The sequence below is a fragment of the Halorubrum sp. Ea1 genome, from assembly GCF_002252965.1.
In the GTDB taxonomy this organism is placed as follows: Archaea; Halobacteriota; Halobacteria; order Halobacteriales; family Haloferacaceae; genus Halorubrum.
Window position 1 is genome coordinate 137,876 of sequence record NZ_NHPG01000022.1, and the last position, 20,950, is coordinate 158,825.

The window sequence follows — 20,950 nt, forward strand, 5'->3', positions numbered from 1 at the left end:
GAGGCGAGCCGGGACCGGAACGCTCAACTCGGGAACACTCCGAACGGGAGTCATGAGCACACCGGTCGCCGGACGGATCAGGCAGTCTCCGGAGCGGGCGTGGGCGGCGGTCGTCGGCGGGGTCGCGCTCCTGCTCGCGGTCGGATCGGTCGTCTTCCCGCGAGCCGTGTACGATCGGTTCGTCTGGCGGTACTTCTGGGGACCGGTCGTCGCCGACGGGCAGGGGGCGCAGTGCGCCGTCCGGGACGCTGGCGGCACGGAGTTGCTCGGGGGCTCGGGCGCGTGTCAGGCCGCCGTCGACGCTGGGGAAGTCGTCGCGTTCCCGGGGTACACCACCGTCTCGACGGTGAGCTACGTGGTCGTTCTGCTCGGGATGCTGATCGGCGTCGTCTTCCTGCTCCGCCGGTTGGATATCGGCGACGAGCTGCGGTTCTTCTACGCGCTGTTCCCGTTCATGCTGCTCGGCGGCGCGCTCCGCACCGTCGAGGACTCGGGGGTCGCCGCGGTCCGCGCCGGCACGGAGCCGCTGATCCCCTTCCCCGCGAGCGCGGTGCTGATCAGCCCGTTCATCTACTTCACCGCGTTCGGGGTCACCCTCGCCTGCGTCATCGCGGCGTACGCGCTGGCGGACCGCGGGGTCGTCGACGACTACGCCCGACCGCTGTTCGCGATGGGGACGCTCGCCCTCGCGGCCTCGGTCGGCTACCTCTCGTACCTCGCCGCCGCGACCGACTACGTCGAGTTCTACCCGCAGGTGCTCGCGCTCACGCTGCTCCTCGCGACCGTCTCGACGGCGGCCACCTGGAAGCTCGCGACCGCGTACGAACCGACGGTCCGGCAGGGGACGGGGGCCGCGGGGATCGTCATCATCTGGGGCCACGCGATCGACGGCGTCGCCAACGTGATCGGGCTCAACTGGATGCCGGCGCTGACCGGGACCGCGAACCTCGTGCCGAAACACGTCGTCAACGCGCTGATCGTGAACTGGACCGGGCGGCTCCTCCCGGACTCGGTCCTCGCCGTCACCGGCGACGCGTGGCCGTTCCTCCTCGTCAAGCTCGCGGCCGCGACGTTCGTCGTCTGGGTGTTCAACGGCGAGATGTTCGAGGAGTCGCCGCGCTACACGCTGATGCTGCTCATCACCGTGCTGGCCGTCGGGCTCGGACCCGGGACGCGGGACATGCTCCGAGCCACCTTCGGGGTCTGAGTACCGGAGGCCGACCCGTCTGACCCCGCCGGTCGCGTCGTCGCCGGCGGTCCGCCCCGGTCGCAGGCGGAGGGGTTCTCCCTCGCCCCGTCGCCGTCGTCGAACTGTCGGCGTTACGCCATTCCCGAAAAGGGTTAAGTCGCGTTCGGACGACTGGTTCACTAATGTACGATCCTGAGGAACTGGCCGAGATTCGGGAGGCCAAGGAGTCGTGGGAGTCCGGGACCTACGGCGAGACGGTCGACCGGTTCGGGGAGCGCAAGGAGACGTTCACCACCGACACGGGCGGCCAGGAGGTCGACCCGCTGTACACCCCCGCCGACGTCCCCGACCACGACTACCGCGAGGACGTCGGGAACCCGGGCGAGGAGCCGTACACGCGCGGCGTCTACTCGACGATGCACCGCGGCCGGCTCTGGACGATGCGCCAGTACGCGGGGATGGGCACCGCCGCGGAGACGAACGAGCGGTTCAACTACCTCATCGACGAGGGCTCCTCCGGGCTCTCGATGGCGTTCGACCTCCCGACGCAGATGGGGTACGACTCCGACGCCGCGATGGCCGAGGGCGAGGTGGGGCGCTCGGGCGTCGCCATCGACACCCTCGACGACTTCGAGACGGTCTTCGACGGGATCCCCTTGGACGAGGTGTCGACGTCGATGACGATCAACGCCCCCGCGGCCGTCCTCCTCGCGATGTACGTCGCGATGGGCGACGAGCAAGGGGTCCCGCGCGAGGAGCTCCGGGGCACCATCCAGAACGACATCATGAAGGAGTACATCGCGCGGAACCTCTACATCTACCCGCCGAAGCAGTCGATGCGGCTGATCACGGACATCTTCGACTTCTGCGCCGCGGAGACCCCTAGTTTCAACACGATCTCCATCTCGGGGTACCACATCCGCGAGGCGGGCTCGACCGCGGCCCAGGAGGTCGCGTTCACCCTCGGCGACGGCATCGAGTACGTGCAGGCCGCGATCGACGCCGGCCTCGACGTCGACGAGTTCGCCCCGCAGCTCTCCTTCTTCTTCAACGCCCACAACAACGTCTTCGAGGAGGCCGCGAAGTTCCGCGCCGCCCGGCGCATGTGGGCGAAGATCATGGAGGAGCGGTTCGACGCGGAGAACCCCAAGTCGAAACAGCTCAAGTTCCACACCCAGACCGGCGGCTCCACCCTCACCGCCCAGCAGATCGAGAACAACGTCGTCCGCGTCGCGTATCAGGCGCTCGCGGCCGTGTTGGGCGGAACGCAGAGCCTCCACACGAACGGGAAAGACGAGGCGCTCGCGCTCCCCACCGAGAAGTCGGTCCGGACCGCGCTTCGCACCCAGCAGATCCTCGCGCACGAGTCCGGCGCGGCCGACACGATCGACCCGCTGGCCGGGTCGTACTACGTGGAGAGCCTCACCGACGGGATCGAGGAGGAGGCGTTCGAGATCCTCGACGAGGTCGACCGCCGCGGCGGAATGTTAGAGGCGGTCGAGAGCCAGTGGGTCCAGCGGCAGATACAGGACGTCGCCTTCGAGCGCCAGCGGGAGGTCGAGGAGGGAGAGCGGATCATCGTCGGGGTCAACGAGTACGCGGTCGACGAGGAGCCGGAGATGGACCTCGAAGAGGTGGACCCCGAGCAGGAGCAGAACCAGCGCGAGCGCCTGCAGGAGGTGAAGGCCGACCGCGACGACGACGCGGTGGCGGACGCGCTCGGGTCGCTTCGCGAGGCCGCGCGGGGCACCGAGAACGTGATGCCGCACGTCGTCGACGCCGTGAAGGCGTACGCGACGGTCCAGGAGATATCGGACGTGTTCCGCGACGAGTTCGGCGAGTACAAGCCGGGGCGGTAGGGCGGCGACCTACCGAAGCCGCACCGCGGTCCCGTACGCGAGGATCTCCGCGCCGCTGTCGGCGATCGAGGAGGTCGTGTACCGGACGTTGATCACGCCGTCGGCGCCGAGCGCCTCCGCCTCCTCGATCATGCGGTCCTGCGCCTGATCCCGGGCGTCAGTCATCAGCTCGGTGTACCCCTTCAGCTCGCCGCCCGCGAGGTTGCGGAGTCCCTGCGTGATGTCGCGGCCGACGTTGCGAGCGCGGACCGTGTTCCCGCGGACGAGCCCGAGCGTCTCGATCACTTCCTTGCCGGCGATCGATTCGGTGTTGGAGAGCTCCATACAGGGCCGATTCGTCGACCACCGATATAAATCTCGACGACGGTCGACCGCTCCGGCCACCGCCGCGCCGCCGGTCCTCAGTCCGCGCCGCGGACGACGTGACCGTACTTCAGCAACGCGACGAACACCGCGCCGCCGAAGGCGTTGCCGACCGTCGACAGCACGAGGAACCCGACGTAGTCGGACAGCGAGATCGCGTCCGAGACGATCAGCCCGAACAGCACCTCGACGTTGCCCGCGATCGAGTGCGGGAGGTGAAGCAGTCCGATCGTCCCGGTGACGATCAGCACGAGGAGGATTCGGGCGGTCGTCTCCTGCGCCGCCGTCACGAGCCACGCCAGCAGGCCCATTAGCCAGCCGGCGAAGACCCCGCCGACGAACAGCCACGGGAGGTCGTGGTCGACGAGCTTCAGGGCGATGGTCTCGAACGACTCGGGATCGACGACGCCGAGCTCCGGCATCAACAGGGTCACGAGCAGGGTGAACAGCAGACCGCCGGCGAGGTTCCCGACGTACACCCACCCCCAGAGCCGGCCCAACTGCCTGACCGACGCCTGCCGATCGAGCACCGGGATCACGGCCAGCGTCGTGTGCTCGGTGAACAGCTCCGAGCGGCCGAGGATGACGAACATGAACCCGATGGAGTAGACGCTCGCCAACAGCAGTTCGGTCCCGAGGTCGCCGAAGCTCCCCGGCGAGAGCGTCAGGATCACCGCCATCATCAGCGGGCCGAACCCGATGTCGAGCCCCGCCGACAGCCCGGAGAGCAGCAGCCCCGAGCGCTCCCGATTCATCTCGTGGAGCGCGCTCTCGAGCAGCGAGCCGAGGATGTTCCGCGACGTCATCTGCTCCGTCGCCGCGTCGGTCTGTGAGTCGCTCACTGGTAGAGTCGATCCTCGATTCCCGCGGGGCCTACCCAAACCTTTTGATTCCGGTGAGCGGAGCGAGGGACCCGACCGTCGCTCGGTTCTTATAAGTCGGCGGCGCCGGATCCGAGTCGTATGCGATTCGATCACGTCGGCGTCGCGACGCGCGACGCCGCCGACCTCGCGGACCTGTTCGAGGGCCTGCTCCACGCGCCGATCGCGCACGAGGAGACGTTCGACGGGATGGACGTCGTCTTCCTCGAACTCGACGGCGGCTACTTCGAACTCCTCGAGCCCGACGACGGCGGCGCGATCGCCGACTACCTCGACCGGGAGGGGCCGGGGATCCACCACGTCGCGCTCGCGACCGACGACCTCCGCGGGGCGCTGGACCGCGCCCGCGACCTCGGCGTCGACCTCGTCGACGAGGAGCCGCGTCCGGGAGCGTGGGGCCACGAGGTCGCGTTCCTCCATCCGCGGTCGACGGGCGGGGTACTCGTGGAGTTCGTCGAGCACTGAGCCCGAAGGCCCCCTCTGCGGCGACGCCGACCGCCGTTCAGTCGCCGCCGTCCGCCGCCGAGTCGTGCGTCTCGTACCAGTCGAGGATCTTCTCCAGCCGGTGGATCGCCCGGTCCGGGTCGCCGATGTTGTGGTGCTCGTCCGGGTAGACGACCAGCTCGGCGTCGACCCCCTGCTTCCGGGCCGCGACGTACAGCTGCTCGGACTGGGAGGGCGGGCACCGCCAGTCCTCGCCGCCGGCCATCACGAGCAGCGGCGTCTCGATGCTCCCGGCGTCGAGGATCGCGGTCGACGCGTCGTACGCCTCCGGGTTCTCCCACGGGAGCCCGTACTCGGCCTCGAACCACGTGTGGGTGTCGTCGGTGCCGAACGCCGACCGGAGGTCGTAGATGCCGTGCTCCGGCGCGGCGGCGGCGAAGAGGTCGGGCTCTCGGGTGACGAGGAACCCCTGCGCGATCCCGCCGTACGAGAAGCCGTGACCGAACACGCGGTCGGGGTCGACCCAGCCCCGGTCCGCGAGCGACGCGACGCCCGCAGCGATGTCGTCGACCTCGGCGGTTCCCCAGGCGCCGGTCAGCTCCGCGGTGAACTCCCGGCCGCGGGAGGTGCCCCCGCGGTAGTTCGGTCGGAACACGAGGTACCCCCGGCTGGTCAGCGCGGCGTGCGCGAAGCTGAACACGGGCTCGTCGTACGACATCGGTCCGCCGTGGATCGCGACCACGAGCGGGTGGTCGCCCCCGGTCGGCTCGATCTCGGGGTCGTGATACACGACGCCGTCGAGCGTCCAGCCGTCCGACTCCCACCCGACGCGCGTGGCCTCCGGCATCGCGAACTCGTCGATCAGCGACTCGTTGACGGCCGTGAGCCGGCGGAACGACTCGGGCTCCGCCGGCGGGTCGGATCCGTCGTCGAGGTCGCCGGCGTTGACCGCGTACAGGTCGGATCCGTCGATCGGGTCCGAGAGGATCATCACCGACGTCGACCCGTCGGCCGAGACGTCGAAGCCGGCCAGCGCGCGGTCGCGGCCCTGCGCCGCGAAGACGCGTTCGACGGAGCCGTCGGTCTCCACGCGGACCAGCCGCGTGTGGCTCTCGTCGGCGATCGGGACGTATATCGCGCCGTCGACCCAGCGCGGCGCGCCGCCGCGGGCGACCGTCCGGTCGAGGTCGACGGTGAGAGAGGCGACGCTCTCGGCGTCCCCCTCGCCGTCCGCGTCGCCGTCGACGAGGTACACCTCGGCCGGCGCGGGCGGGTCGTCGGGGTCGCTCGCGACCGTCACCAGCTCGCCGGCGCCGGGGCGCCACGTCGGGACGCCGTGAGAGCGGTCGCCGCCGGTGAGCCGCTCGGCGTCGCCGCCCTCGGGCGACACCGCGTAGACGTCGCGGACCGTGGTGTCGTCGGGGCGGTCGAGCCGGCAGGAGGTGAACGCGATCCGGCCGTCGTCGCCCCAGTGAGGGTCCATCCCGGTCACGTCCTGGAAGGCGCCGCCGCCGTACGCGTCGTCGAGCCGGCGCGGGTCGCTCTCGGGATCGTCGAGGTCGACGACGAACAGGTACGGCGTCACCTCGTCGGTCCAGCCGACGCCGTTCAGCTTGTGCTGGAGGCGGGTCGTCTCGATCGGCCCGCCCTCCTCGCGCACTTGGTCGAGGTAGTCGGTCTCCTCGTCGGTCGGGTCGCGCGACTCGATCGCTAGCCGGTCGCCCGACGGCGACCAGTCGAAGTCGGCGACGCCCTCGTCGCGCTCCGTGACCTGCCGCGCGTCGCCGCCGAGCGCGAGGTCGAACAGCCACACCTGCGGCTTGGGCTCGTCGTCGCCGGGCGCGCCCTCGCCCTCGTCGTCGCCCGCCTCGTCGTCCTCGCCGGACGCGTCGTCGCCGGACGCGCCGTTCTCGTCGTCCGCCGTTTCGGCCTCGTCTCCGTCGCTCTCCTCCTCCCGGTCCCGCCAGCCGACGCGCCGCTCGGCGTCGCGGTCGCGGGCGGCCACGAACGCGAGGCGGTCGCCCTCGGGGCCCCACGCCGGCGCGGAGGCGCCGGACGCGCTCGTCAGGCGGTGCGGCTCGCGGGAGCCGTCGGTCGGGACGACGAACAGCGAGGCCACGGCCTCGTCCTCGCGCTGGTCGTACTCGGTGGCGGTGAAGGCGACGCGGTCCCCGGAGGGAGAGACGGCGACCTCGCCGATCTGCGTCAGGTCGTAGTAGGCGTCGAGCGGCAGTTTCGACATGGACGCACCGAACGGCGGCCGGAGGAAATACGTTCTGGCCGCGGAAGTCGGGGGAGGCGCCGGCGGTCGGAGAACGGCGCCACCGGCCCGAAAACGGCGTCGGCGCGATCGAGAAACGAAGCCCGCGGTCGACGGACGGTGCCGCCGGGGCCGGGCGCCCGTTCGCCCGCCCTTTTAAGCGTCGCCGCGTCCCACCCCGACCCGTGTTCCGCGACCTCTCGCGACCGATCGAGACGGGGATGCCGATCTACCCCGGCGACCCCGAGGTGACGCTCGCGCCCGACGCGACCCACGAGGCCGACGGCTACGCGACGAGCGAGCTCCGGACCGGCACCCACGCCGGGACCCACCTCGACGCGCCGCGCCACACGCTCTCGGAGGGAGCGACCGTCGAGGAGATCGACCCGGGTCGGTTCGCGTTCGACGCCCGCCTCGTCGACCTCCGGCCGCTGAGGGCGCGGGAGGCGATCACGGCTGATGCGCTCGAGAACGAGGCGAGGTTCCTCGGGGACGGAGGGGACGCGGTCGATCTCGGAGTCGACCTCCTCGTCCTGCGGACCGGTTGGGCCGCCCACTGGGGAAGCGACCGGTACCGCGACCACCCGTACCTGACCGAGGCGGCCGCGGCGCGGTGCCGAGACCGGGGCGTCGGCGTCGGCGTCGACGCGTTCGGGCCGGATCCGACGCCGACCGCGGCGAGGACGAACGTCGCGCCCGCGAGCGACGAGCCCGACGGCACGCCCGCTCACGACGTCCTCTTAAAAGAGAGCCTCCCGATCGTCGAGAACCTGTGCGGGCTCGACGGGCTGCCGGCGCGGTTCCGGCTGTACGCGTTCCCGCTCCGCCTGCGCGGCGGGGACGGGTCGCCGGTGCGGGCGGTCGCGGAGTGGGAGGGATAACTGGCCGGGCGGCGCGCGGGTATCTCGACCGCTCCGCGGGCCCGATCGCCGGCCGGGAGCCAGACCAAACCCGTTTTAAGCGTCGGCGACGAACCGCGACTCAAGGTCGATATCCATGGAGATGCCACGTCGTTTCAACACGTACTGTCCACACTGTGACTCCCATCAGGAGCACGAAGTGGAGAAGGTTCGATCGGGTCGGGCGACCGGAATGAAGCGAGACGCGCGCCAGCGACGCCGCGCGCTCGCGACGATCGGCAACGCCGGCGGGTACTCGAAGGTCCCCGGTGGCGACAAGCCGACCAAGAAGACCCACCTGAAGTACCGCTGCGGCGACTGCGGCAAGGCCCACATGCGCGAGGGATGGCGCGCCGGCCGGCTCACGTTCCAGGAGTAAGCATGGCGGGAAGCTTCCACCGCGTCGCCTGCGGCGACTGCGAGAACGAACAGGTCGTCTTCGGCAAGGCCTCCTCCGTGGTGTCGTGTGCGGTCTGCGGCACGACGCTCGCGACCCCGACCGGCGGGGAGGCGGAGCTCCACGGCGAGATCGTCGAAACCGTTGAGGCGCGGTAACCGCCTCACCCACCCCGTATGAAGTACAGCGGCTGGCCCGAACCCGGCGAGCTGGTGGTCGGCGACGTCGACGAGATCGCCGACTTCGGCGTGTTCGTCGACCTCGACGAGTACGAGGAGAAGCGCGGCCTCTGTCACATCAGCGAGGTCGCCTCCGGTTGGATCAAGAACGTCCGCGACCACGTCCGCGAGGGACAGACGGTCGTCGCGAAGGTGCTCGAGGTCGACGAGTCCGCGAACCAGATCGATCTGTCGATCAAAGACGTCAACGAACACCAGCGGAAGGACAAGATACAGGCCTGGAAGAACTCGCAGAAGGCCGACAACTGGATGCTGATCGCGCTGGGCGAGGACGTCGACGACGACCGCTACACCACGGTCGCCAACGCGCTCCTCGCCGAGTACGACTCGCTGTACGACGCCTTCGAGGCGGCGGCGATAAGCGGGAGCGAGGCGCTCGAAGGCGTCGACCTCGACGACGACGCCCGCGAGGCGATCGTCGAGGCGGCCCGCGACAACGTCTCGGTGCCGTACGTCGACGTGACCGGCTACGTGGACCTCGAGTCCGCGGCCCCCGACGGCGTCGACGACGTGAAGGCCGCGCTGGAGGCCGCCGAGGGCAACGGCGAGGTCCCGGACGGCGTCGACCTGGAGGTCGGCTACGTCGGCTCGCCCGAGTACCGGATCAAGGTCCGCGCGCCCGACTACAAGACGGCCGAGGACCAGTTGGAGGCGGCCGCGGCCCGCGCCCGCGAGGCGATCGAGGGCCGCGGCGGCGCCGGCGACTTCCACCGCGAGCGCCGCGAGGGCGACGAGTAACCCCTCCGCGGACACCTTTCTACCCGTGAAATCCGACATTCGCGTCTGCGCGAACTGGGAGGCGACCCACGATCGGCCGGTGTACACGCTCGGCGACTGCTGTCCCGAGTGCGACGGCCCGACCGCCAACAGCGCGCCCGCGCCGTTCAGCCCGGAGGACCCCTACGGGGAGTACCGGCGGCGGGCGCGGCGGCGGGACTCGGAGTAGGCCGTCGGACGGTCGTCCGGCTCTCGCGCCGCCGGAATAGCCACCCTCTTGTGACCGCCGCCCCGACCAGTCCGGTATGGACGACATCGAGATCGACGAGGTAGCGACGCCGGAGCTCGACGACCCGGTGCTCATCGAGGGCCTCCCGGGCGTCGGCCACGTGGGGAAGCTGGCGGCGGAGCACCTGTTAGAGGAGTTCGACGGGGAGCTGGTCCGCCGCGTGTACACCACGGAGTTCCCGCCGCAGGTGAGCGTCGACGGCGACGGGGTCGCGGAGCTTACCTGCGCCGAGTTCCACGCCGTCGAGACCGACGGCGCCGACCTGCTCGTGTTGACCGGCGACCACCAGGCCGGCTCGAACGCGGGCCACTACACGCTCACGACGACGTTCCTCGACATCGCCGAGGAGTTCGGGGCGACGCGGGCGTACGCGCTCGGCGGCGTGCCGACCGGCGAGCTCGTCGAGGAGTACACCGTGCTCGGCGCGGTCTCCGACGCCGACCTCGTCGAGGGGCTGAAAGACGCCGGCGTCGAGTTCCGGCCCGACGAGCCGGCCGGCGGGATCGTCGGCGTCTCCGGGCTCGTGCTCGGGCTCGGCGGCCGCCGGGGCTTCGACGCCGCCTGCCTCATGGGCGAGACGAGCGGCTACCTCGTCGACCCCAAGAGCGCCCGCGCGGTGCTCGAGACACTCGAGGCGGTCCTCGACTTCTCGGTCGACTACGAGAGCTTAGAGGACCGCGCCGAGGAGATGGAGGAGGTGGTCGGGAAGATCCGCGAGATGCAGGACGGTCCCGCGGTGCCCGACGACGACCTGCGGTACATCGGGTAGGACGCGGTCCGACCGGCTTTTTATACAGAGCGACCGCGCCTTCCGGCAGCGATAAACCGGACCCCGATTATCGTTCAGGTATGACCGACGCACGCGTCGCCGGAGTCGGGCTCACGCGCTTCGGGAGCCACGCGGACCGCGCGGGACGCGACCTCTTCGCGACGGCCGCGGAGCGCGCGTTCGAGGACGCCGGCGTCCCGCGAGAGGACGTCGAGGAACTGAACTACGGGAACTTCATGGGGGCGCTCGCCGAGCACCAGGGCCACCAGGCGCCGCTGATGGCCGAGGCCGCCGGCGTGCGCTGTCCCGCGACCCGGTACGAGTCGGCGTGCGCCTCCGCGGGCGTCGCCGTCCGCGAGGCCGTCCGGACCGTCGCCGCGGGCGACGCCGACGTGGTCCTCGCCGGGGGGATGGAGCGCATGACGAACCTGCCGACCGCCGAGGTGACGGAGGGGCTCGCGATGGCCGCCGACGACCTCTTCGAGGTCCGGTCTGGCGTCACGTTCCCCGGCGCGTACGCCCTGATGGCGACCGCCTACTTCGAGGCGTACGGCGGGGAGCGACGGGACTTGGCCCACGTCGCGTCGAAGAACCACGCGAACGCGCTCCCGAACGAGTACGCACAGTACCGCCGAGAGGTGTCCGTCGACGAGGCGATGGACGCGCCGCCGGTCGCCGAGCCGCTCCACCTCTACGACGCCTGCCCGATCACCGACGGGGCGAGCGCGCTGGTGGTCGTCTCCGCGGAGTACGCCGCGGAACACGACGTGGACGCCCCCGTCGCGGTGACGGGGACCGGACAGGGGACCGACCGGATGGCGCTCGGCGACCGCGAACACCTCGCTCGAACGCCGGCCGCCGACGACGCCGCCGAGGCCGCCTACGCGGCCGCCGGCGTGGGCCCGGACGACGTCGACGTCGCCGAGGTCCACGACTGCTTCACCATCGCCGAGGTGCTCGCCACGGAGTCGCTCGGGCTCTTCGAGGTCGGCGAGGGGGTTTCGGCGGCCCGCGAGGGGATCACGACCGCCGACGGCGACCTCCCGGTGAACCTCTCCGGCGGCCTGAAGGCGAAGGGGCACCCGGTCGGCGCGACCGGCGGGTCCCAGGTCGCCGAACTGACGCGGCTGCTGCGGGGCGACCACCCGAACAGCGAACACGTCCCAGACGCCGAGGTCGGCGTCGCGCACAACGCGGGCGGAACCGTTGCCAGCGCGGTCGTCCACGTGCTGGAGGTGGCGGAATGAGCGACGACGGTGCCGGCGACGACGGCGACGCGGGGAGCGACGGCGGCGACGCCGACGGGACCGGCCCCACGCCGACGCCGGTCAGCGACGCCGACTACGACGAGTGGCTCGACGCGCTCGCGGCGGGCGAGGGGTACGCGCTGGTCTGCCCCGACGGCCACGGGTCGCTCCCGCCGCGCCGGATCTGTCCGGACTGCGGGTCGGACGCGCTCTCGCGGGAACCGCTCACGGAGACCGGACGCGTCGAGACGTTCAGCGTCGTCCACGTGCCCTCGCCGCGGTTCGCCGACGACGCCCCGTACGTCACCGCGGTCGTCGACCTCGGGCCGGTCCGAGCGACGGGGGTCCTGCGCGGCGTCGAGCCCGAGGGCGACGCGGTCGAGGTCGGACTGTCGGTGACGGCCGGCGTCGAGGAGCGAGCGACGGACGGGGAGCCGCTGGTCGCGTTCCGGCCGGATGACGGCGAGTAGGAGCCGCGGATCCGCCCGCCCTAGGGTGGTCGATGTTTCCGCTGGCCGACCAAATGGTTATACCGTCGTCACCAGTACTCGGGATCAATGAGAGACCGGATCCGCGTCCTCCTCGTCGACGACGACCCGGACCTCGCGGAGGTGACGGGATCGTTCCTCGAACGCGAGGACGAGCGGATCGCCGTCGAGGCCGCCCCGAACGCGACGGTCGGGCTGGAGCGGCTCGACGAGGGCGGGATCGACTGCGTCGTCTCCGACCACGACATGCCCGGACCGAACGGGATCGAGTTCTTAGAGCGCGTCCGGGAGCGCGATCCCGACCTCCCCTTCGTCCTGTACACCGGAAAGGGGTCGGAGACCGTCGCCAGCGAGGCGATCTCCGCCGGGGTGACGGACTACCTCCAGAAGGGCGGGGGTACCGAGAAGTACGAGATCCTCGCGAACCGGATCGCCGACGCCGTCATGAAGCGCCGCGCCGAGCGCGAGGCCGAACGGACCCGGACGCACCTGCGCGCGATCACCGACAACTCGATGGACGCGATCGTCACCATCGACGCCGACAGCGAGATCCGGTTCGCGAACCCCGCCGTCGAACGGCTGTTCGGCTACGCGCCGAGCGAGCTGGAGGGAGAACCGCTGACGAAGCTGATGCCGGACCGGAAGGCCGCGGATCACACCGCTGGGGTCGAACGGTACGTCTCCGGCGGTGACCCGAAGATGGACTGGTCGGCCGTCGAGTTCCCGGGCCAGCACCGCGAGGGCCACGAGGTGCCGCTGTCGATCTCCTTCGGCGAGTTCGAGGAAGACGGTGAGCGCCGGTTTGTCGGGATCATCCGAGACGTGACCGAGCGCGAGCGGCATCGCGCGTTCCTCGAGCGCTCCAACGACATCGTCTCGGCGCTCGACGCGGACGGGATGTTCCAGTACGCGAGCCCGTCCGTCGAGTCGCTCCTCGGCTACGAGCCGGCGGACCTCCTCGGTGAGGACGCGTTCGAGTACGTGCACCCGGACGACCGCCAACGCGTCCTCGAAGGGTTCAGGGAGTCGATCGCCGGCGACGCGGAGAATCCGACGATAGAGCACCGGCTGGAGCGCGCCGACGGCGACTACCTGTGGGTGGAGTCTGTCGGCAGCAACAGGCTCGACGACAGCGGGATCGACGGGTACGTGATCAACACGCGGGACGTCTCCGACCGGAAGGGGCGCGAGGAGAAGCTGGCCCGTCTCCGCGAGTGGACGCGGGACCTCAACTACACCCGCACGGTCGAGGAGACGACGCAGCTGGCGGTGGACGCCGCGTCGGCGATCATCGGCGCGGAGCTGAGCGGGATCCACCTAGAGAACGACGCCGGAGATGCGCTGGAGCCGATCGCGCTCGCGGAGTCGGTCCCCATGTTCTTCGACGAGCAGCCGTCGTACGACCGAGGCGGGCCGCCGGGGTCGCGCGCGGCCCTCGCGTGGGAGGCGTACCGTGGCGACGAGCCGCTCGCGATCGACGAGCTCTCCGAGTCTGACCGCCTCGACGAGGAGACGCCAGCGGAGAGTCTCGTGCTCCACCCGATCGAGGGGCACGGGCTGTTCGTCATCTCCGCGTCGGCGGCGAACGCGTTCACCGACACGGACGTCCTCATCGCCGTGATCCTGGCGAACCACCTGGAGGCCGCCCTCGACCGCGTCGACCGCGAGACGCGCTTAGAGCGGCTTCACGACGCGACGCGGAACCTGGTCCGCGCGGATTCTCGAGAGGCGATCGCCGAGCGCGTCGTCGACGCCGCGGCCGAAGTGCTCGGCTTCTCCGTGACGACCGTCCGGATCCACGACGAGGACGCCGGCGGGCTGGTCCCGGTCGCCGTGTCGGAGGCCGTCGAGGCGACGCTCCCCGAGCGCGAGGTGTTCACGCCCGACGGCGGGAGCCTCAACTGGGCGGCCTACGAGGCGAACGAGGTCCGGGTGTACGACGACATCGAGACTCTCGACGCCGTCGACAACGGGACGGGGCTCCGGAGCCTGATGATCCTCCCGGCGGGCGAGTACGGGACGGTATCGATCGGCGAAACCGACCCCGGCGTCTTCGACGGGACCGACGTGTTCCTCGCGAAGATCCTCGCGACCGCCGCGGAGACGGCGTTCCAGTCGGAGGCCCGTACCGAGCGGCTCCACCGGCGGAGCGCGGAGCTAGAACGGCAGAACGACCGGCTGGAGGAGTTCGCAAGCGTGGTCTCCCACGACCTCCGAAACCCGCTCAACGTGGCGCAGGGCCGGGTAGAGCTGGCTCGAGACGACTGCGACTCGCCGCACCTGGACGCCGCGGCCGGCGCCCATGAACGGATGGACGGACTGATCAGCGACCTGCTCACTCTCGCCCGCGAGGGGGAGCGCGTGAGCGACACGGAGCTCGTTGACTTCGCGGCGGTCGTCGAGTCCTGCTGGCTGAACGTCGACACCGCGGACGCGACGCTCGCCGTCGAGACCGACCTGACGCTGCACGCCGACGAGAGCCGGCTGCAACAGCTGATCGAGAACCTGATGCGCAACAGCGTCGAGCACGGCGGCGATCGCGTCGCCGTCACGGTGGGCGGCCTGACCGACGGCGACGGGTTCTTCGTCGCAGACAACGGGCCCGGAATCCCGCCCGACGACCGGGAGGACGTGTTCGACGTCGGCTACTCGACCTCGCGGGAGGGGACTGGGTTCGGCCTCCGGATCGTCGAGCAGGTGGCGACCGCTCACGGCTGGGACGTGCGGGTCACGGACGACCCCGAGCTGGGCGGCGCCCGGTTCGAGGTGCACGGCGTCGACGTCGCGGAGCGAGCGGCGAGAAACGAGGGGCGCTGACGCCTACTCCCGGACGAGCAGTTCGATCTCGTGGCCGTCTTGATCCTTCGTGAACGCGTAGTTGTGGTCGCAGGAGGCGGGGTCGCGGTAGTCCGGCGCCTCGCGGGTCATCAGCGTCTCCCACGCCTCGTCGAGGTCGTCGACGCGGACGCAGAGGTGGCCCCAGCCGTCGCCCATCGTGTACTCGCGGCCGTCGTAGTTGTACGTGAGCTCCAGCTTCATCGCCTCCTTCGGGGCGTCCTCGGGAGCCATGAAGTAGTTCGAGAAGGTGTCCGCCTCCCAGCGGCCACCCGGCTGCTCCGTGTACTCGAACTTGCGGGTCCAGTAGCCGAGCGCCTCGTCGGCGTCCTCGACGCGGATCATCGTGTGGTCGATGCTCCACTTCTCGCCGTAGTCGCGCTTGACGATCTCGATCTCGTGGCCGTCCGGGTCCTTCACGAACGCGTAGCGGTTGCCGCACGACTCGGGGTCTCGGTAGTCCTCGACGCCCTCCGCCATCAGCTGGTCGTACGACTCCTGGAGAGCGTCCTCGGGGACGCGCACGGCGATGTGACCCCACGCGTCGCCGATCTCGTAGGTGCGGTCGCCGTGGTTGTAGGTGAGCTCTAAGAGCGCGCCGTCCTCGTGGACGTCCTCGGGGCCGAGGTAGACGTTGGTGAACGTGTCCGCCTCCCAGCGTCCCTTCTCCTCGTAGTTCAGGTGCGTCTGGTACCAGTCGAGGCTCTCCTCTAAGTCCTCGACGCGGATCATCGTGTGGTCGAAGGTTCCGTCCATAGGGGACGGATCGGCCGCTCGCCCCAAAAGCGTACTGAAGGGGGCACGGAGGACTCGGGACGCCGCCGATCCACCGGTGGGCGACGCACGCGAGATCGAATCGGCTCAGTCGGAGATAAAACGCCCACTATTATCAGTTTGTTTATTCATTTTATTATGTATAAATAGGTTCGGTGGTTTGAGTATAGCTGGCGGGTGCCACCGACAGTCGGGGTGCCGGCCGCAAACAATGTCAAACAGGACAGATCCGCCGTCGGAGTTCATCGACGGCACCGACTCGGAGAATCACACCGAACAGTTCCCGTCCGAGACGCCGCCGCGCGCCTCGACGGAGTCGACGCCACCGCGTCGAGAGTCAGCGGCGCCGAAAGGCACGTCTCCGGCCGCGGTCGGGACGACTACCGACCCCGCGCGCCTCCTCGGCGCGTTCGCGTCGGGGGCCCCGTTCATCGCGCTCGTCGCGGCCGTCGAGACGCTCATCGCGACCGTTCTGCTGGGCGTCCGGCCGACAGCCGCCCCGGTGGTCGTCGCACTGGTCACCTTCGCGGTGTACACCGTCGACCACGTCGCCGACGCCGACGCCGACGCGGCTTCGACCCCGCAGCGGGCGCTGCTCGCCCGGCGCTACGGAGACCAGCTGATGGTCGCCGCCACGCTCGCGTACGGCACCGCGGTCGCGCTCGCGGTCATCGGCGGACCGGTCGCGCTCGCGGTCACGCTGCTCCCCGGTGCGTTCTGGGTCGTGTACGCCTCCGACTGGTTGCCCGACCTCGGCCGGGCCGTCGGCGACGTCCTCGCGAGCGTCGCGCCCGACGACCAGCCCGTCGGGCGAGTCGATGCGGGGGTCACCGACGGCGGGCACAGCTACGTCCCCCGCCTGAAGGACGTGCTCGTCGTCAACTCGATCGTCGTCGCCGTGGGGTGGGCGACCGCCCTCACGTTCCTCCCGATCGCGTTCGCCGAGGCGGCGGTGGGGCCGGCCGTCCCGGTCGTCTTCGCGTACTTCCTCCTCCGGTCGTTCGTCGACGCCGAACTCCCGAACGTCCGGGACGTGGAGGCGGACGCGGCGGTCGGCGTCGAGACGCTCCCCGTCGTGCTCGGCGTCGCCCGGACCCGGCGGGTGCTGTACGGCGTCGACCTGATCGTCGCGGGCGCCGTGACGGCCGCCGCCGTCGCCGGGCTGTTCGCGTGGCCGCTCGTCGGGGCGCTCGGCGTCGGCATCGTCGCGTCGGTCTGCGTCACCGCCCTCGCCGGCCGCGTCGACGACGCCGCGGTCCTCGGCGTCGCCCCGGACTGCACTTACCTCGTCGTCGGCGCCGCGATCGCGGGGGTGTCGCTGGTCGGCTGACCGACTCCCGCCGTCCGCCCGATCGCGGCGCGGATGTCGAATCAGGGAAACAAAATGATTTATATCACCTTTACATGTAATTAAGTGTGATCGGGCTGAGTCCGCTCTCCATCGCGCTTCTCGCCGCGGTCGTGACCGGGATGTCCGCGGCGATCCTCGCGTGGCGGGAGCGGCCGGAGGCGGGGGCGACGTGGCTCGCGCTGCTCCTCTTCGGGCAGGTGTGGTGGACGACGTTCCTCGTCTTCGAGTTAGAGGCGTCGACGCTCGCCGCGAAGGCGCTCTGGTACGACGTGCAGTGGGTCGGCGTGGTAGTGGTCCCGGTCGGGTGGCTGCTGTTCGCGCTGGAGTACACGGGCCGCGACCGGTACGTGCGGCCGAGCGTCGTGGCGGCGGCCTGCGTCGCACCGGCGATAACCGTCCTCGTGGTCGCGACGGGCGACCCGTTGGGGCTCATCACCACCGACCGCGCGGTCGCCGACACCGCGGTCGGGTCGTTCCTCCGCGTCGACGTCGGTCACTGGTACTACGTCATCGCCGGCTACACCTACCTGATGGGGCTGATCGGGTCGGTCCCGATCCTCCAGCTCGTCCGCGACGACGCCCGCCCGTTCCGGGGGCAGAGCGCGGCGCTGCTCGTGGGGACGGCGGTGCCGTGGGTGAGCAGCGTCCTCTATCTCACCGGGGCGATCCCCATCCCCGGACTCGACCCGACCCCCGTCGCGTTCGCGGCCTCCGGGGTCGCGTACCTCCTCGCGCTGTCGCGGTTCCGGCTGCTCACGCTCACGCCCGCGCCGCGCCGCCGGGCGCGCCAGCTCGTCTTCGAGCAGCTCCACGACCCCGTGTTCGTCGTCGGCACCGAGGGCCACGTGCTCGACCTGAACCGCAGCGCCGCCGACGTGTTCGAGGTCGACCGCCGAACGGCGGTCGGCGAGGCGGCCGGCGCGGTCGTACCCCGCTACGACACGCTCGACGGTGAACGGGGCGACGTCGGGCCCCTCTCGATCGTGGGACGGAACGGGCGCCGACCGTACGAGGTCACGGTGCGACGCGTGACCGACAACCACGGTCGGGCGGTCGGGCGGCTCATGGTCTTCCACGACGTTGGCGAGTATCTCGGTCAGCAGCAGCGGCTGAACGTGCTCAACAGGGTGTTTCGACACGACGTCCGGACCGAGACGAACCTGATCCACGGGTACGCCGACCGACTGACGGCCGACTCCGGAGACGAGCGCGCGCTGTCGGTCGTCAAGGAGAGCGCATCGCGGATCCTCGATCTCAGCGAGCGGACCCGGACCGCGAGCGAACTGTTCGACCCGGTCTCGGAGCCGGAGCCGCCGGTCGCGCTGTCCGCGGTCGTCGAGGAGGCGGCGGCCGACCTCCGCGAGGAGTTCCCAGACGCTCGGGTGTCGATCGACGGGGACGTGCCGGACGTGCCGGTTCCGTCGACCCTCCGCGTCGTCGCGGCGAACCTCTGTTCGAACGCGGTCGAGCACAACGACGCGGACGCGCCGTCCGTGTGGATCGAGGCGACCGTCGCGAACGGCTGGGTCGAGGTCTCCGTCGCCGACGACGGCCCGGGGATCGACCCGGCCGAGTACGAGGTCTTGGCGCAGGGCACGGAGACGCCGCTGGAACACGGCAGCGGGATCGGCCTCTGGATCGTGAAGTGGGGGATCGACGAGGTCGGCGGGAGCGTCTCCTTCGCGGAGCGGGAGCCCCGCGGGACGGCCGTCACGGTCTCCGTCCCCACCGGCGACGCGGCGCCGGCGGGCGGGGAGGAGTCGGCCGGCGCCGAGACCCACGCGTCCGCCGGCTCCGCGGGCACGGGTCGGTAGCCGCCGGCCGACGGCCGCGGGTCGGTAGGCACTAGTTCGCCCCGGTCGACCCGCCGGTATGGACGCTACGTATCTCCCCTACGCGCTCCTCGCGATGGGCGCGTACGCGCTCGTCTCGCCGCTGATGCGCGTCGCGACCACGGGACCGGACGCGGTCCCGAGCGACGTCGCCGTCGTCGTCTCTAACACCCTGCTCATCTGCATGGCCGTCGGCGTGCTCGCGTACACCGGCCAGGGGTTCGCCGTCCACCTCGGGTCGCCGAAGATCCTCCACGTGCTCGCGGCCGGAGTGTTCCTCGGGATCGGCATCCTGGCGCTGTACCGGTCGCTCGCGTTGGGGCCGGTGAGCGTCGTGACGCCCATCTTCGCGATGTTCCTCGTCTTCTCGTCTGTGATCGGCTTCCTCTTCCTCGGCGAGTCGTTCACCGCCCGCAAGGCGGTCGGGATCGTCTTCGCCGCCGCGGCCGTGTACCTCGTGTCGGGCGCCTGAGATCTGTCTCCGCCTCAACGTCGCGGTCGAGTCCCCCGATCCGGAAACGACCGCCGCGTGACGAAATCCCTTTAGCGCCCACCGGGAAAGAGGCGTACTCGCAGTGGTCCGCCTCCCGAACCCCTTCCGCGCGCTCATCTTGTACATCGGCTTCGCCCTCGCGAGGGCGGGACTGATCGACCGCCACCGGGTGGTCCGGACGACGGACCTCGCGTGGCCGCGGATCGTCACGGGGATCGCTCGAATGTCGAAGAACGCAGTCGACGTCGCGATGGTTGGCGTCGCGGTCGGCACCAGCGCGGTCGCCGGCGTCGGGTTCGCCGGGCCGTACTGGGGGCTCTCGTTCGCGATCGGCGGCGGCGTCGCCGGCGGTACCATCGCCCTGGTCTCCCAGCGGTACGGCGCGGCGGCGTACGGCGAGCTCGGCGACGCCGTGCGGTCGAGCGTCCTCCTCGTCGTGCTCGTCACGCTCCCCGTCAGCTCGGCGTTCTGGCTGTACGCGCCGGCGTTCATCGACGTCCTGAGCAGCAACGAGGCCGCGATCGCGCTCGGGGCCGACTACCTCCGCGTCGTCGGGCTCGGGGTGCCGTTCGCCGCTCTCAACCTCGTCGGGAGCCGCGTCTTGGTCGGCTGCGACGACGCGTACACCGCGATGCAGGTGCGGGCGGGCGGCGCGCTCGCGAACATCGTCCTCAGCGCGCTGTTCATCTTCGGGTTCGGGTGGGGGGTCGAGGGCGCCGCGGTCGGCACCGTCCTCTCGAACGTCCTCGCCGTCGCCGGCTTCGCCGTCGGGATCGTGCGCGGCAGCGCACCCCTGATCGGCGAGTTCCCGGTCGCCGTCGACCCCTTCGGCTCCTACCTGAACCCGGACATGCTCCGCGACCTCGTCGAGATCGGGCTCCCGGTCGGCGCGCGCAACCTCGTGTGGACCGCCGCGGAGTTCCCGATGCTCGCCATCCTCGACGTGTTCGGCGAGAACACGGTGGCCGCGTTCGTCATCGCACGGCGCATCTGGGGGCTCATGAACACGCCCGGCTGGGGGTTCGGGCTCGCCTCCTCAAGCCTCGTCGGACAGGAACTCGGCGGCGAGGACCCCGGAGAGGCGGAGGCGTACGCCCGCGACATCATCCGCTTCTCCGTGGCGACGTACGTCGTCTCCGCGGCGCTGATCGCCGCGTTCGCGACCGACATCGTGGTGCTGTTCGCGGAGAGCCCACAGAGCCCGGAGGTCCCGATCGCCGTGAACCTCGTGTACGCCGCCTGCGTCGCCGTCGTGTTCCAGGGCGTCTCCGGCGGGGCGGCGGGACCGCTCGACGCGGCCGGCGACACGAAGATCCCCTTCGCGAGCCAGTTTCTGGGAATGTTCTGCGTCTCGATCCCGCTCGCGTACGTCGGCGCTAACGACGTGACCCCCGCGCTCGACGTGCCCCTGACCGGGCTCACGCTCCCGGAGGTCGCGCTCCCCGCGATCGGGCTGTGGGGCCTCTACACGGCGTTCCTCGCTGAGACGACGATCCCCGCCGCGATCAACTACTGGCGGTTCCGGTCGGGGAAGTGGAAGGGGATAAGCGAGGCGTATCGACCCGAGGCGACCGCGGACGACTGACTCCGGCGCCGCGGTCGCACCGGATCGTCGGCCCGGCCG

20 protein-coding genes are annotated in these 20,950 nt (G+C 70.7%); 16 read left to right on the forward strand and 4 right to left on the reverse strand.

All coding sequences use genetic code 11. From position 1 onward, the window contains the following. The first annotated feature begins 52 nt into the window (after window positions 1-52). Complete coding sequence (locus DJ73_RS03295) at window positions 53-1,207, forward strand: DUF63 family protein (protein WP_094557279.1); 1,155 nt, start codon at window positions 53-55, stop codon at window positions 1,205-1,207. 164 nt (window positions 1,208-1,371) lie between these two features. Then, window positions 1,372-3,048 (forward strand): methylmalonyl-CoA mutase, encoded by a 1,677-nt coding sequence (locus DJ73_RS03300; RefSeq protein ID WP_094523021.1) that lies wholly within the window; start codon window positions 1,372-1,374, stop codon window positions 3,046-3,048. Between the two features lie 9 nt (window positions 3,049-3,057). Here the strand turns inward: DJ73_RS03300 and DJ73_RS03305 are convergent, their stop codons facing one another. Further along, window positions 3,058-3,372 (reverse strand): YbjQ family protein, encoded by a 315-nt coding sequence (locus DJ73_RS03305; protein WP_094527725.1) that lies wholly within the window; start codon window positions 3,370-3,372, stop codon window positions 3,058-3,060. A gap of 77 nt (window positions 3,373-3,449) precedes the next feature. After that, window positions 3,450-4,253: a formate/nitrite transporter family protein gene (locus DJ73_RS03310; RefSeq protein WP_094523017.1), complete on the reverse strand. Its 804-nt coding sequence runs from the start codon at window positions 4,251-4,253 to the stop codon at window positions 3,450-3,452. A gap of 120 nt (window positions 4,254-4,373) precedes the next feature. On the opposite strand from DJ73_RS03310, the gene mce reads away from it, so the two are divergent. Further along, the gene (gene mce, locus DJ73_RS03315; RefSeq protein WP_094557280.1) at window positions 4,374-4,757 is read left to right on the forward strand and encodes a methylmalonyl-CoA epimerase; all 384 of its coding nucleotides are present in this window, start codon (window positions 4,374-4,376) and stop codon (window positions 4,755-4,757) included. 37 nt (window positions 4,758-4,794) lie between these two features. Here mce and DJ73_RS03320 read toward each other — a convergent pair whose 3' ends face one another. Beyond that, a complete protein-coding gene (locus DJ73_RS03320; RefSeq protein ID WP_094557281.1) occupies window positions 4,795-6,978 on the reverse strand; it encodes a S9 family peptidase in 2,184 nt (727 codons plus the stop codon). A gap of 203 nt (window positions 6,979-7,181) precedes the next feature. Here DJ73_RS03320 and DJ73_RS03325 point away from each other — a divergent pair, with 203 nt between their 5' ends. From DJ73_RS03325 to DJ73_RS03365, 9 genes are all read left to right on the forward strand, one after another. Further along, the gene (locus DJ73_RS03325) at window positions 7,182-7,877 is read left to right on the forward strand and encodes a cyclase family protein (RefSeq protein WP_094557282.1); all 696 of its coding nucleotides are present in this window, start codon (window positions 7,182-7,184) and stop codon (window positions 7,875-7,877) included. 115 nt (window positions 7,878-7,992) lie between these two features. Then, window positions 7,993-8,274: a 50S ribosomal protein L44e gene (locus DJ73_RS03330; RefSeq protein WP_053771189.1), complete on the forward strand. Its 282-nt coding sequence runs from the start codon at window positions 7,993-7,995 to the stop codon at window positions 8,272-8,274. Between the two features lie 2 nt (window positions 8,275-8,276). Continuing rightward, the gene (locus DJ73_RS03335; RefSeq protein ID WP_008004084.1) at window positions 8,277-8,450 is read left to right on the forward strand and encodes a 30S ribosomal protein S27e; all 174 of its coding nucleotides are present in this window, start codon (window positions 8,277-8,279) and stop codon (window positions 8,448-8,450) included. An 18-nt stretch (window positions 8,451-8,468) separates the two neighbouring features. Next, window positions 8,469-9,269 (forward strand): translation initiation factor IF-2 subunit alpha, encoded by an 801-nt coding sequence (locus tag DJ73_RS03340; RefSeq protein ID WP_094557283.1) that lies wholly within the window; start codon window positions 8,469-8,471, stop codon window positions 9,267-9,269. 25 nt (window positions 9,270-9,294) lie between these two features. After that, window positions 9,295-9,477 carry an RNA-protein complex protein Nop10 gene (locus DJ73_RS03345; protein ID WP_094523008.1) on the forward strand — a complete coding sequence of 61 codons (183 nt, stop codon included), beginning with the start codon at window positions 9,295-9,297 and terminating at the stop codon, window positions 9,475-9,477. Window positions 9,478-9,553: 76 nt separating this feature from the next. After that, window positions 9,554-10,306 (forward strand): proteasome assembly chaperone family protein, encoded by a 753-nt coding sequence (locus DJ73_RS03350; protein ID WP_094527730.1) that lies wholly within the window; start codon window positions 9,554-9,556, stop codon window positions 10,304-10,306. An 80-nt stretch (window positions 10,307-10,386) separates the two neighbouring features. After that, entirely contained in the window at window positions 10,387-11,553 is a 1,167-nt protein-coding gene (locus tag DJ73_RS03355) for a thiolase domain-containing protein (protein WP_094557284.1), read from the forward strand. Next, a complete protein-coding gene (locus tag DJ73_RS03360; protein ID WP_094557285.1) occupies window positions 11,550-12,023 on the forward strand; it encodes a Zn-ribbon domain-containing OB-fold protein in 474 nt (157 codons plus the stop codon). Before DJ73_RS03355 ends, DJ73_RS03360 begins: the two co-directional genes overlap by 4 nt. Window positions 12,024-12,110: 87 nt before the next feature. Next, the gene (locus tag DJ73_RS03365; RefSeq protein WP_094557286.1) at window positions 12,111-14,858 is read left to right on the forward strand and encodes a PAS domain S-box protein; all 2,748 of its coding nucleotides are present in this window, start codon (window positions 12,111-12,113) and stop codon (window positions 14,856-14,858) included. A 3-nt stretch (window positions 14,859-14,861) separates the two neighbouring features. Here DJ73_RS03365 and DJ73_RS03370 read toward each other — a convergent pair whose 3' ends face one another. Beyond that, window positions 14,862-15,632 carry a VOC family protein gene (locus DJ73_RS03370; RefSeq protein WP_094522998.1) on the reverse strand — a complete coding sequence of 257 codons (771 nt, stop codon included), beginning with the start codon at window positions 15,630-15,632 and terminating at the stop codon, window positions 14,862-14,864. A 229-nt stretch (window positions 15,633-15,861) separates the two neighbouring features. On the opposite strand from DJ73_RS03370, the gene DJ73_RS03375 reads away from it, so the two are divergent. The 4 genes from DJ73_RS03375 (at window position 15,862) to DJ73_RS03390 (ending at window position 20,911) form a co-directional block, all read left to right on the forward strand. Continuing rightward, entirely contained in the window at window positions 15,862-16,980 is a 1,119-nt protein-coding gene (locus tag DJ73_RS03375) for a UbiA family prenyltransferase (RefSeq protein WP_094557287.1), read from the forward strand. 86 nt (window positions 16,981-17,066) lie between these two features. Then, a complete protein-coding gene (locus DJ73_RS03380; protein ID WP_094557288.1) occupies window positions 17,067-18,815 on the forward strand; it encodes a histidine kinase N-terminal 7TM domain-containing protein in 1,749 nt (582 codons plus the stop codon). Between the two features lie 58 nt (window positions 18,816-18,873). Then, window positions 18,874-19,305: an EamA family transporter gene (locus DJ73_RS03385; RefSeq protein ID WP_094522992.1), complete on the forward strand. Its 432-nt coding sequence runs from the start codon at window positions 18,874-18,876 to the stop codon at window positions 19,303-19,305. 103 nt (window positions 19,306-19,408) lie between these two features. Beyond that, window positions 19,409-20,911, forward strand: a complete 1,503-nt coding sequence (locus DJ73_RS03390; protein WP_094557289.1) for an MATE family efflux transporter — start codon at window positions 19,409-19,411, stop codon at window positions 20,909-20,911. Window positions 20,912-20,950 lie beyond the last annotated feature (39 nt).

What these genes read in the sequence shown, in the direction of transcription:
- DJ73_RS03295 (WP_094557279.1), top strand. Translation starts at nt 53, where the DNA reads ATGAGCACACCGGTCGCCGGACGGATCAGGCAGTCTCCGGAGCGGGCG.
- DJ73_RS03300 (WP_094523021.1), top strand. Translation starts at nt 1,372, where the DNA reads ATGTACGATCCTGAGGAACTGGCCGAGATTCGGGAGGCCAAGGAGTCG.
- DJ73_RS03305 (WP_094527725.1), bottom strand. Translation starts at nt 3,372, where the DNA reads ATGGAGCTCTCCAACACCGAATCGATCGCCGGCAAGGAAGTGATCGAG.
- mce (WP_094557280.1), top strand. Translation starts at nt 4,374, where the DNA reads ATGCGATTCGATCACGTCGGCGTCGCGACGCGCGACGCCGCCGACCTC.
- DJ73_RS03320 (WP_094557281.1), bottom strand. Translation starts at nt 6,978, where the DNA reads ATGTCGAAACTGCCGCTCGACGCCTACTACGACCTGACGCAGATCGGC.
- DJ73_RS03330 (WP_053771189.1), top strand. Translation starts at nt 7,993, where the DNA reads ATGGAGATGCCACGTCGTTTCAACACGTACTGTCCACACTGTGACTCC.
- DJ73_RS03335 (WP_008004084.1), top strand. Translation starts at nt 8,277, where the DNA reads ATGGCGGGAAGCTTCCACCGCGTCGCCTGCGGCGACTGCGAGAACGAA.
- DJ73_RS03340 (WP_094557283.1), top strand. Translation starts at nt 8,469, where the DNA reads ATGAAGTACAGCGGCTGGCCCGAACCCGGCGAGCTGGTGGTCGGCGAC.
- DJ73_RS03350 (WP_094527730.1), top strand. Translation starts at nt 9,554, where the DNA reads ATGGACGACATCGAGATCGACGAGGTAGCGACGCCGGAGCTCGACGAC.
- DJ73_RS03355 (WP_094557284.1), top strand. Translation starts at nt 10,387, where the DNA reads ATGACCGACGCACGCGTCGCCGGAGTCGGGCTCACGCGCTTCGGGAGC.
- DJ73_RS03360 (WP_094557285.1), top strand. Translation starts at nt 11,550, where the DNA reads ATGAGCGACGACGGTGCCGGCGACGACGGCGACGCGGGGAGCGACGGC.
- DJ73_RS03365 (WP_094557286.1), top strand. Translation starts at nt 12,111, where the DNA reads ATGAGAGACCGGATCCGCGTCCTCCTCGTCGACGACGACCCGGACCTC.
- DJ73_RS03370 (WP_094522998.1), bottom strand. Translation starts at nt 15,632, where the DNA reads ATGGACGGAACCTTCGACCACACGATGATCCGCGTCGAGGACTTAGAG.
- DJ73_RS03375 (WP_094557287.1), top strand. Translation starts at nt 15,862, where the DNA reads ATGTCAAACAGGACAGATCCGCCGTCGGAGTTCATCGACGGCACCGAC.
- DJ73_RS03385 (WP_094522992.1), top strand. Translation starts at nt 18,874, where the DNA reads ATGGACGCTACGTATCTCCCCTACGCGCTCCTCGCGATGGGCGCGTAC.